11 protein-coding genes are annotated in these 10521 nt (G+C 49.6%); 5 read left to right on the plus strand and 6 right to left on the minus strand.

Annotation, left to right across the window (positions count from 1 at the left end):
• Positions 1–292: 292 nt before the first annotated feature.
• Together H6B31_RS15305 and H6B31_RS15310 are read right to left on the minus strand one after the other, a co-directional pair.
• Entirely contained in the window at positions 293–640 is a 348-nt protein-coding gene (locus H6B31_RS15305) for a HepT-like ribonuclease domain-containing protein (RefSeq protein ID WP_204899295.1), read from the minus strand.
• Positions 630–950, minus strand: a complete 321-nt coding sequence (locus H6B31_RS15310; protein ID WP_346014100.1) for a nucleotidyltransferase family protein — start codon at positions 948–950, stop codon at positions 630–632. Before H6B31_RS15310 ends, H6B31_RS15305 begins: the two co-directional genes overlap by 11 nt.
• A gap of 70 nt (positions 951–1020) precedes the next feature.
• Between H6B31_RS15310 and H6B31_RS15315 the strand changes: the two genes are divergently transcribed.
• Genes H6B31_RS15315 through H6B31_RS15335 form a run of 5 tightly spaced genes read left to right on the plus strand, consistent with a single transcriptional unit; the run spans position 1021 to position 5968 of the window.
• Positions 1021–1443: a hypothetical protein gene (locus tag H6B31_RS15315; protein WP_204899296.1), complete on the plus strand. Its 423-nt coding sequence runs from the start codon at positions 1021–1023 to the stop codon at positions 1441–1443.
• 14 nt (positions 1444–1457) lie between these two features.
• A complete protein-coding gene (gene mobP3 / locus H6B31_RS15320; protein WP_207752359.1) occupies positions 1458–2915 on the plus strand; it encodes a MobP3 family relaxase in 1458 nt (485 codons plus the stop codon).
• Positions 2916–2935: 20 nt separating this feature from the next.
• Complete coding sequence (locus tag H6B31_RS15325) at positions 2936–3859, plus strand: DUF3991 and toprim domain-containing protein (RefSeq protein WP_204899298.1); 924 nt, start codon at positions 2936–2938, stop codon at positions 3857–3859.
• A gap of 4 nt (positions 3860–3863) precedes the next feature.
• Entirely contained in the window at positions 3864–5711 is a 1848-nt protein-coding gene (locus H6B31_RS15330; protein WP_346014101.1) for a type IV secretory system conjugative DNA transfer family protein, read from the plus strand.
• A complete protein-coding gene (locus H6B31_RS15335; RefSeq protein WP_204899299.1) occupies positions 5708–5968 on the plus strand; it encodes a helix-turn-helix domain-containing protein in 261 nt (86 codons plus the stop codon). The genes H6B31_RS15330 and H6B31_RS15335 overlap by 4 nt, the downstream gene beginning before the upstream one ends.
• Before the next feature lie 413 nt (positions 5969–6381).
• On the opposite strand, the gene H6B31_RS15340 is transcribed toward H6B31_RS15335, so the two are convergent.
• The 4 genes from H6B31_RS15340 to H6B31_RS15355 form a co-directional block, all read right to left on the minus strand.
• Positions 6382–7287: a hypothetical protein gene (locus H6B31_RS15340; RefSeq protein ID WP_204899300.1), complete on the minus strand. Its 906-nt coding sequence runs from the start codon at positions 7285–7287 to the stop codon at positions 6382–6384.
• A gap of 170 nt (positions 7288–7457) precedes the next feature.
• Positions 7458–8378: a peptidoglycan DD-metalloendopeptidase family protein gene (locus H6B31_RS15345; RefSeq protein WP_204899301.1), complete on the minus strand. Its 921-nt coding sequence runs from the start codon at positions 8376–8378 to the stop codon at positions 7458–7460.
• 11 nt (positions 8379–8389) lie between these two features.
• A complete protein-coding gene (locus H6B31_RS15350; protein ID WP_204899302.1) occupies positions 8390–9790 on the minus strand; it encodes a TolB-like translocation protein in 1401 nt (466 codons plus the stop codon).
• 23 nt (positions 9791–9813) lie between these two features.
• Positions 9814–10521: VanW family protein (locus tag H6B31_RS15355; RefSeq protein ID WP_204899303.1), on the minus strand; the 708-nt coding region annotated here is incomplete at its 5' end.

Consider the following 10521-nt stretch of genomic DNA (forward strand, 5'->3'; position numbering starts at 1 on the left):
ATAGGAGGCCCTGTTGGGCAGATTTCCGCAAATTTCCCCGGGATTGGGGGCGTTCGATTTTAGTACGAGGATAAAGGGAGGTGGTCGCAAGCGACCGCCTCCCACCCACAAAGCCCCGCAGTGCGGGGCTTTCCCGGATTCGGCCTAGGTGGTCGGAATCGCGGGATTCTGCGGTTTGAGGTGGTCGTTAACCCCTGAATCTGCGGTGCGGCAAGGGGTTGCGCTGTGTCACGGGCGCAAAAACAGCTAAACGCGAGACCGGGAGATTTTCTCCTGATCTCGCGTTCTTTTCTTACTCTGCGCCTGCCTGAATAGCCCGCAGTTCGGTCAGCAGGTCCGGCAGGTCCATCTGGATCGTATCCCACACGATGTTCATATTCACGCCGGAGTACCCGTGCACGATCCGGTTGCGCATGCCGTACAGCTGCGGCCACGGGATCGTGGTGAGATGCGCTTTGACCTCATCGCTGAGCGACTCCTTCGCCAGCTCACCGATCTGCATTAGGTTAAACACCGTAGCTTCCACCCGCATGGAGTTGCTCTGAAACTCCTGAAAACTTTGGATGCCCTCGCAGTAGCGCAGGATGGACTCGATGTGTCCCTGGATCTTGCGCAGAACGATTTGGTCCTTATTGTTCAAACAGAGCCACCCCGCTTCTCTGAATCTCCCGCTCAATCTCAGACCCCTTCTCGATTTGGGTCACGTCGATCAGGTCCACCGGCGTTTCCAGAGCCTCGCTCACCCGCTCCAGCAAACCAAAAAACGCCAAGCCGCGCAGGCCGCTGTCCACCAGCAGGTCTACATCGCTGTGCGAGGTTGCGGCTCCCTTAGCATAAGAGCCGAACAGGGTTGCTTTCTTCACTCCATGCTCACGAAAGATGGGCGAAAGTACGGTCTGCAGTTCTGGCACCGTGTAGATTTTACTCACAGAAGACACCTCCCGATGCACTACTTGGTATCTCTATTGTACCCCACCCTCAACCACTCTTCAAGAAATTTTTTGATTGGAGGCAGCAGATATGTCGGACGAAAATAAAAAGAGGACTGCGGTTTGGTTGTCTCCCGGTGTGATCCGCCGCATGGACAGCTGGCTGGAGGAGGACAACTGCAGCACCCGCAGTGAGTTCATCGAAAAAGCCCTGCGGTTCTACATGGGCTACCTGGCCACAGAGGATACCTCAGAGTACCTGTCCCAGGCCTTGGTGGATACGCTCCAGGGAATCGTGGCGGACAACTCCAACCGGCTGCGAACCATGATCTTCAAATGGTGTGTGGAGCTGAACATGATGGGCCACACCATCGCCGCTCACTTCCGCGCCGACCCCATCAACCGGCGGGAACTGCGCGCCTACGCGGTGGACGAGGTGAAGCGCACCAATGGACAGATCAGCTTCGACCGCGCGCTGGACCAGCAGCGGCGGCTTCTGGATGACGGACAGTGAGCCGCATCCGTTTCATGTCTCCCTATCTGAAGGGCGGTCGGGATGCAGCCAAGCTGGCCAACCGCACCCGGTATGTGGCGACCCGCCCCGGTGTGGAGGTGCTCCCGGAGGAGCACGGAGACCGTCCTGCCACGAGAAACCAGAAGGAGTACATCCGCCGTCTCCTTCGGGATTTCCCAGAAACACAAGAACTATTGGAGTATGAGGACTACCAGTCCAACCCCACCAGGAAAACTGCCTCCATCTTTATCCAGCAGGTGCGGGAGGATTTTGTGGAGGCCATGAGTCAGCGGGAGAACTACCTGGACTATGTGGCGCACCGTCCCGGCGTAGAGCTCCAGGGGGAGCACGGCCTCTGGGGGCCGGGCGGCAAGGTGCAGAACCTCTCCCAAGCGATTCGGGAGGTGGCGGATCACACAGGAAATGTGTGGACGCCGGTGGTCGCCATCCGCCGGGAGGACGCGGAACGGCTGGGCTATGACACGGCGGAGAACTGGCGCGCACTGGTCAATGCCTGCCTCTCAGACATCGCAAAGGGGTATAAAATCTCGCCGGACCACCTGCGCTGGTATGCCGCCTTTCACAGGAAAGAGCAAAGCGTCCACATCCACATGGTGGTGTTCTCCTCAGATCCCAAGGAGGGATACTTGACAAAACAGGGCATCCAGCAGGTCAAGTCCGCCTTCGCCCGAAGAATTTTTCGGGACGACCTGTTCCATGTCTATGAGCAGAAGACGGAGTATCGGGCTTCCATCCAGCGGGAGGCGCGGCTGGCGATGGAGGAGCTGATTCGACAGATGCGGAATGGTGATAGAGACAACCCGCATTTGGAACAGCTAACTACTGCACTCGCTCTGCGGCTCCAAACCACAAAGGGTAAAAAGGTGTACGGCTACCTGCCGCCCAAGACGAAGGCCATCGTGGATGAGATTGTGGATGAGCTGGCCAAGGATGAGCGTGTGGCCGCCGCCTACGATTTGTGGTATCAGATGCAGGAGGAGATCTGCCGCACCTATTCCGAACAGCCGCCCAGGCACGTGCCGCTCTCTCAGCAGAAAGAGTTCAAAGCTGTGCGCAACATGGTGATCCAGGAGGCCCTGCGGCTGTCGCAGACTGAGTCAATTTCTGAAGATCTTTCGCAGGAGCGAGCAGAGATACCGAATGCCTCAGAACCGCCAAACACTCAACCTGACGGGAATCAAGCAGAGATGCCGAGGGAGGATGACTCCATCCGTTCTGCTGCGCCGGAGCGCTCCAAGCCATTAGAGCAGAAAAAAGGATCTAATGTAGCTGCGGCAGTCTCCCGGATGTTCTACCACATGGGCAGGATCTTTGAAGATCGCTGTCTGACGGACACCATGCAGCGCGGCCTTCAAATTGACCGCAAACGCCGGCGGCAGCTTTTGGAAAAGAAAATGGCCATGGGCCATAAGGCCGATGACCATGAGAATGAGGAAATTCAATTAAAATGATAGCGATGCGAGGTGTGTCTATGGGAACCTTTATTTACTTTACAGAAAATCAGAAACGCCAGGCCAACGAGGTGGATCTGGCTGAGTTCCTGCGGCGGCAGGGGGAAAAGCTCCTTCCCTCCGGCCGGGACTATCGGCTGGACTCCGACCACAGTGTGACCATCCGGGGCAGCGAGTGGTTTGACCACGAGACCCAAACCGGCGGCCACGCCATTGATTTTGTCCGAACGCACTACGGAATGACCTTTCCGGAGGCGGTGACGATGCTCCTAGGCGAGGAGCAGGGCCAATGCTATCCGCAGGCAAGGGAGAAAACCCCGCCGTCTTCCAAAACGTTTGCGTTGCCTCCCCCCAACCGGGATATGCGCCGGGTGTACGCCTACCTGATGAAGCACCGGCACATTGACCGGGATGTGATCACACACTTCGCACGGACGGGACTGCTCTATGAAGATGAAAAGTACCACAATGTGGTGTTTGTCGGTAAGGATGAGACCGGCACTGCCCGCCATGCACACAAGCGGAGCACCAACAGCACTGGAAAGGTATTCCGTCAAAACGTGGAGGGCAGCGATCCCCGATACAGCTTCCACCACTTGGGCAGAGACGGATGCCTGTTTGTATTTGAGGCGCCCATTGACCTTCTGTCGTATCTCTCCCTCTACCCAGAGGATTGGAACGAACACAGCTATGTGGCCTGCTGCGGGACGTCCCCCATTCCGGTGCTGACCATGCTCCAGCGGATGAAAACTCCCCAGGCGGTTTACCTGTGCCTGGACAATGACCGGGCCGGACATGAGGCCAGTCTGCGGATGGCGGAACAGATAGGGGAGCAGTTCCATATCGCCTCAGACCGTCTGATCCCGGAGCGGAAGGACTGGAACGATGATCTGTGCGTGCTGCGGGAAACGCCAAAGCAAGGCATGGCAATGAGAATGAGGTGATCTAGTGCAGGACAATGTATGGCCGCTGATTTTGTTTGCCGCGGCAGCGATCATTGTAATCGGTGGACTGGCTATGCTCTCCCAGCATTACACATTAGACAACATCAAGAGCCGCACGGTGGGAGATGGTCAGTATGGAACCGCACGCTGGGCAACTCCGAAAGAGATCTCCAAGACCTATCAGAATATTCCGTTCACGCCGCAAGCGTGGAGAAACGGTAAGCAGCATCCCCAAGCCCAGGGGCTGGTCCTTGGTTCTGTCGGAAAGCCGCCTATGCAGCCGGAACTGCATTTGTTTGGCAGGACTATTCACCCGCCGATACCAAAACGGCTCTGGGAGCACAAAACGATCCATGCTCTGGTGGACTGCGACGACATCCACTGCCTTATGATTGGGGCCAGCGGCGTGGGTAAGACAGCGTTCTTCTTGTACCCCAACCTAGAGTATGCCTGTGCCAGCGGAATGAGTATTTTCGCTCTGGATACGAAAGGCGACTTGGCCAGAAACTATGGTACCATTGCGGAAAAATACTACGGCTATAGGGTTTCGGTCATCGACTTACGGAATCCAATGCATTCTGACGGATACAATTTGCTGACCCTGATCAATCACTACATGGATCTGTTCCGGGAATTTCCAAACGCGATAGACTATGCGGCAGCGGCAGAGAAGTACACCAAGATCCTGGCCAAATCCATCATCAACCCCTCGGGTGACGCAGCTCAGTACGGGGAGAACAGCTATTTCTACGAAGCGGCCGAGGGCCTGATGGCCTCGGTCACGCTGCTGCTGGCCCAGTATCTGCCGCCGGGCAAAGAAGAGCCGGATGTCCGCCACATTGTATCTGTGTTCAAGTTGATCCAGGATCTCCTGGCCCCTGATCCCAGAAGCCGTGGACGGAATGGTTTCCAGGCGCTGATGAGCCTCCTTCCGGATGACCACAAAGCCCGGATGCTGGCTGCCTCTGCCCTGCATACTTCGGATCAGGCTATGGCCTCTGTCATGTCTACGGTATTGTCCCGACTGAACGCATTCTTGGATACGGAGTTGGAGCAGGTGCTCTGCTTTGACAGCTCCATTGATGCAGAAACTTTTGCCTCGCAGAAGTGTATCATCTTTCTGGTCTTACCCGAGGAGGACAGCACCAAAAACTTCATGGCCGGTCTATTGATCCAAAATTTGAGCCGCGAATTGTTTACCGTGGCGGAAAAACGCGGCGGTAAATTGGCCAATCGGGTTGTATTTCTGTGCGACGAGTTCGGCACGATGCCGCCCTTTGATGTACTATCTCTGTTTTCTGCTGGGCGCTCCCGGAGATTGACCATGGTGCCCATTATTCAGTCTCTGGCCCAGCTGGAAAAGAATTATGGGAAAGAGGGCGCGGAAATATTGGCGGACAACTGTCAGGATACGATCTTTGGAGGCTTTGCCCCCAACTCCCAGACCGCCGAGGTGTTGTCCAAAGCCTTGGGCAGCCGCACTGTGATGAGCGGCTCTGTCTCCAAAGGGAAAAATGATCCCAGCCAGTCTCTGCAGATGATGGAACGGGCGTTAATGACGCCGGATGAGCTCAAGGCGCTCCCGAAGGGGGAATTTATCGTGATGAAGACCGGTACCTATCCCATGCGGACAAAGCTCCGCCTATTTTTGGAGTGGGGAATCACCTTTGAGGAACCATACCAAACTCCAGAGCGAGCCGCACGGAAAGTGACCTATGCAGGAAAGCAAGAACTGATTCATGCAATCCTGCATGATCTGAAGCAAAGGCAGCAAACAGAGTGTGTGGATGAAGAGAATTCCTCCCAAATGGTGGACTACAATACGCAGAAGCGGGAGGAGGGGCCTGCGTGAGTTTCTTTAATGCCATATACGGCGACCAAGAGTTAAGTTCCCGGGCCAAGATGGTATGCCTCTATCTCTATGATCGGGCCAACAAAGACGGTGAAAGCTGGTACGCCATAGGCAGCATTGCTCGGGATTTACATTTGTCCCGCTCCACAGTAAAACGCGCGTTCCAGGATCTGATTCGTCTGGGATGGATCGAAAAGCGCCCCAGATACCGGGAAAATGGGGGATGCACCTCCAATCTGTACCGCATATTAAAGTGAGAATAACGTGAAAAGGCGCAGTGCTCCGCCAAGGGAACACTGCACCTTTTTTGTGGACTAGGGGTAGGGTCAGAGTGGACCGGGCAGAAGGACTCAGGGTAAGGACTCATCATACTCAGAGAATCAGAGAACAAAACTACCCCTTTATGTATTTACGCCACTTTTGGTAAGCCAACCGTTTAGTCTGCAAATCCCCATCCATTAACTATAGAGGCCAGCTGGAATAGAATTACAGGAAAGAGTACGAGGAAAGAATGATTGCAGTCAGTCTCTACAGATGATAGATTAGGCAATAATGGCATATGATTAACTCAAGGCACTCCACAAAGGAAAATAGATCCTGATAGAAATCGGCACCCATCCTATGTGAATAAGACTCAGTTTATTTATTAGAGTGGGGAACCACTTTTATGTTAAAAACGATAAATCCATTCCTGTTCAATTCCATCAACATTGTATCTCACCATCAAATCTCCTCCTTGCCAAGAAAAATCAATAGCATTAATTGTCTGCGCATTATTTATTTGTGGAGGAGGGAGTTTGGCGTACTTATTTTGTTCATAATCGAAAATTATCACATATCTTGCACCAGAATCTTCTGATACCCGTCCCTTCATCGCAACAAGATGAAGGGTATCACTCAACGCACTTTCTAGCATTAACATACCTTGGTCATCTGTAAAGGTAGCTATATTTTTACATCGATTGTCGTCTGTAATCTCTGCAATTTGTCTTGTTGCGTGCTCAGGTTCATATTCGTTTTCAATATACATAACAGTATCTAAATCATACGCAAGTATGGTGTGATGGTCTCCATACAACGTAAGTTTAGACGAGTCTGAGGGCGACTCAATATCGCAAACGTAATAATTCTCATCATATTCATAAACGAATCGTTTGTTATCGATCCACCATAAAGGATATGCGGGTATTTGAGATTTAAGATCAATCAAGACGATTTCTTCGTTTGATATTGTATTAAATAGCATAATAGAAAAATTCCCGTTTATTAAATCAGCTTTATTTGAAATATAAACAGCATATTCTTTGTTCGGCGAAACAACTGTAGGTTCTCCCCAAACAAGCTCATAAGATGGATTCTCAATATTACTTAGTGCGATATTTAAAGAATCCTGATATGTATAACCGTTAAATAGTTCAGGTAAACTAAGTTCACAGATAGAGATTTCCTCTTGATTCAATCTCCAGTTGTCTTGAGAAAGCTGAAGCATTTCAGTTTTCGAACCATCTCCTAGGTTGTGGCAAGAGGTAGAAAATAGAATTATAGCGAAAAAGGGTATTAAAAAATATTTCTTCATGTTATCCTCCAATTTAAAGATGGGATGATAAGCATTTCTTATTTTTGAAGAAATCCAGTCAAGATGTAAATTCTTATTTTATACAAATGGGGAATGCATTTAACATTCCCCATTTGTATCTATAAACAGAAAATTCCCATTTACTATGACCAATTACAAGTTAAATTGGTTTAATATTGGACTGTATTTGTTGCATATGCCCACTTCAGCGTCGAGCCATTTGGATCAGAAGACGGATTGTAGAACTTAGCTGGTGCCCACATATACTTCGCAGGGCTTGACCGCCTATAACGCACAACCCAGTCTATTTCTGTTCCCGATGAAACAAGATTCCTAAAATTGTATGTGTAAGTATATCCAGAAGAATTAACCATATTATAGGGGCCAAGCCAATTAGTCGTTCCATGAACACGATAATAAATTTGTGCAGCGGATGGCTTTTCAGTATGGGTATTACCACTTCCACTAAATACAAGCGTTACCGATGCTGTGTTATTATTCCACTGCATTTGTGAAAATGTGTCACAGTTTCTCCCGTAGTTCCAGCTACTTGCACTTCTGTATAGAGTTTCATTTCGATATCCTTTCCGGGTATCTAAATTATTTGTATCATACGCTGCAAAATGGAGATGGGGGTCTTCTGTTCCATATTTTCCACCTGTTGCTACTTTGTCACCTTGATTATAATATCCATCCGCTTGCAACAACGAACAATGTTCATAGTGGCAATATACTTTTTTTGTAGGATGGCCTGTATCTAATGTCACATTATTATATTTGCTTCCCTTAGTGGATGTATCTTTTCTAAGTGTGCCTGATGTAACTGCGACGACCGTTTTTGTCTGTGAGATACTAAGGTCGATGCCAACATGAGGAGTGGTTCCAACTGTGCGCTGCTCATTCCATTTCGATGTAATTGTAGCATAGTAATAATTAGTTCCACTTTTCAGCGGCGATACCCAACGGGTTGTTCCATCGATTGGTTGGCCGATGAATGTTTCGCTGTAATCCGAATATGCATAAGACTGTAATGGTATTGCAAATAGCGTAAGAATACACAAAATAGATGCAACAAATCGTTTCTTTATCACTTTATAGCACCTCATTTCGAATGATAAATCCAACTTGAAATTGTCTGTGAGTCGTTAGAAATAACTGAGGTAAGAAGATCAGTATTATCTATCCAATCAAATTCCAATACACTATTTGTTGTTTTTGTGCCAACTGGAATAGTTTGATTACTTTTTGTGGTCATGGAATCTAAGTCGACGACAACCAAGTCTCTTCCATAGTAGTTATTCTCTGGAACCAGTATGTACGCAAAGCTTTTACCATCCGGGCTAAAAGGATCGATGCCAGGTCGTATTCTGAAGGTACCCTCCAGTTTAAATTCGGCAACTTCTTCTAATTGTGGGGAGTTATTATATTTTCCAATATAGATAATATCATTAGCGTCGTTGCCGTATGCAATTAGTCCATTTCTTACCCCCAAGATAACCGGATTATCTGTTGCAAAATCGAGCTCATGCTCATGCCCATCCTGGCTTACCACCACATATTCATACCCAGAATCGTGAACCTTCATACATAAAATATGTTCTGGATCTAACCACTGCTCCACAAAATAATCCATAGTAGAATCATCGCAAAGTCGAGTCTCCACACCGGTATTTAGATTTAAAACAAACAAATCCCATGTGCCCTGAATATCTGCTTTATTAGAGACATATGCAACATGTGTTCCATCAGGAGCAACATTGGTCTGGCCATTCCAGAAAGCACGATTTTCACCGTATAGCTCAATAGACTCAGCAACTAAATCTTCGTATGTTTTGCCATCATAAACCTCCGGAGACACAATATTGGAAGTGCCATTGGATCCAATCTGCACAAGTTCATTTTCTGTTGCGTAAAGAACACTTTTACTATTCGGTATAGTTGAAAAAGTTGAACTTGTATTATCAAGGCTGTTTGGCAGGGCAAGCGCTCCATTATCAGTAGAGATAAGTTTTACACTCATATCATTTAAATCGCTATTACTGCCAGAAATTTTTTTGTTGCGTACGGTTACGTTTTCTAATGTCACGCTGTTCTCTTCCCTAATATTGAGCGTCTTAATTTCTGATGCATTACTGATAAGTCCCTCATATAATTCTTGCCAATCTTCTCGGAGAAACCGTCCGTCTGGCAACATATTATCAGGTAGGACTGCATCAGGATCAGAGGCAGCAATACGAGCAGCAGCCGTATCTGGTTCAATTGAAGTATCAACTAACTGTTCAATGATATCATCATAATCACTTTTTTGAAGACGTTTTACTAAAATAGGTGCTGATTTTTCTACTTTTACGAGAGAATAGTACGAATCATCTATGTAGGTCCATTCTTCATCAATTTTCTGGTCAAGCACTCCCTGATACGCCAGCGATGTACAAGTGATTCCTCCTACAATGAATGTACATATGAGTGTTGCAGAAATTATCTTTTTTGTTACTTTGCTCATAGTTATAATCAGCATCCTTTCTATTATTCTATTTCTAATGGCACAAGATCCGATACCTTTGAATCTTCCGTGGCCGGTAAACGGTTTTCCGAAATATGCTGGTCATTATTAGCCACATCAGAAGGATTATAGAGGATGGTGGTGGGCCGCATCTTATAGCTGCTGCCCCCCATATCCTGCTTCTCCAGCAGGGTGCCGTCCTCCGCATAGATATACCGGTAGGTCTGGGCCTTCCGGCCACGGTATGCGTTCTGAACGCTGTCCACCCGGGTGGTGCCCCGAGGCACAGAGCTGTCGGCCTTGTACTGGGTGGTGGGTGTGATCCAGTCATACTGGGTCCGCTGAGGCACCGCATAGCGGCCGTCCTCGTTGGTGCCGTAGATCTTCACGGTGAGATAACGGCTGCCGTTCTTGTCATAGCTCTCGGTGACCACCTTCACCGGGTAGTTGGTGTTGTTCTTGAAGCGGAAGTCGGAGGAGCCGTACCACACAGTGGCGTCCATGCCGTCGGGCACATACTCCACAGCGTACATGTGGGCGTGGCGCTCCACGATCTCTAGGGTGGTGTGGAGGACGGCGTAGTAGATGGTGGAGGAGGTCTGGCAGATGCCGCCGCCGATGCCCTCCACCGACGCGCCGCCCGAGTACACCGGTGCCCCCAGATAGCCCTTGTCGGCGGTGCGGCTGCCGGTGGTGTTGTTATAGGAGAAGACCTCCCCGGGCATGAGCAC

It is taken from the genome of Pseudoflavonifractor capillosus (assembly GCF_016899775.1).
Taxonomy (GTDB): domain Bacteria; phylum Bacillota; class Clostridia; order Oscillospirales; family Oscillospiraceae; genus Lawsonibacter.

What these genes read in the sequence shown, in the direction of transcription:
- H6B31_RS15350 (WP_204899302.1), bottom strand. Translation starts at nt 9,790, where the DNA reads ATGAGCAAAGTAACAAAAAAGATAATTTCTGCAACACTCATATGTACA.
- mobP3 (WP_207752359.1), top strand. Translation starts at nt 1,458, where the DNA reads ATGTCTCCCTATCTGAAGGGCGGTCGGGATGCAGCCAAGCTGGCCAAC.
- H6B31_RS15315 (WP_204899296.1), top strand. Translation starts at nt 1,021, where the DNA reads ATGTCGGACGAAAATAAAAAGAGGACTGCGGTTTGGTTGTCTCCCGGT.
- H6B31_RS15325 (WP_204899298.1), top strand. Translation starts at nt 2,936, where the DNA reads ATGGGAACCTTTATTTACTTTACAGAAAATCAGAAACGCCAGGCCAAC.
- H6B31_RS15340 (WP_204899300.1), bottom strand. Translation starts at nt 7,287, where the DNA reads ATGAAGAAATATTTTTTAATACCCTTTTTCGCTATAATTCTATTTTCT.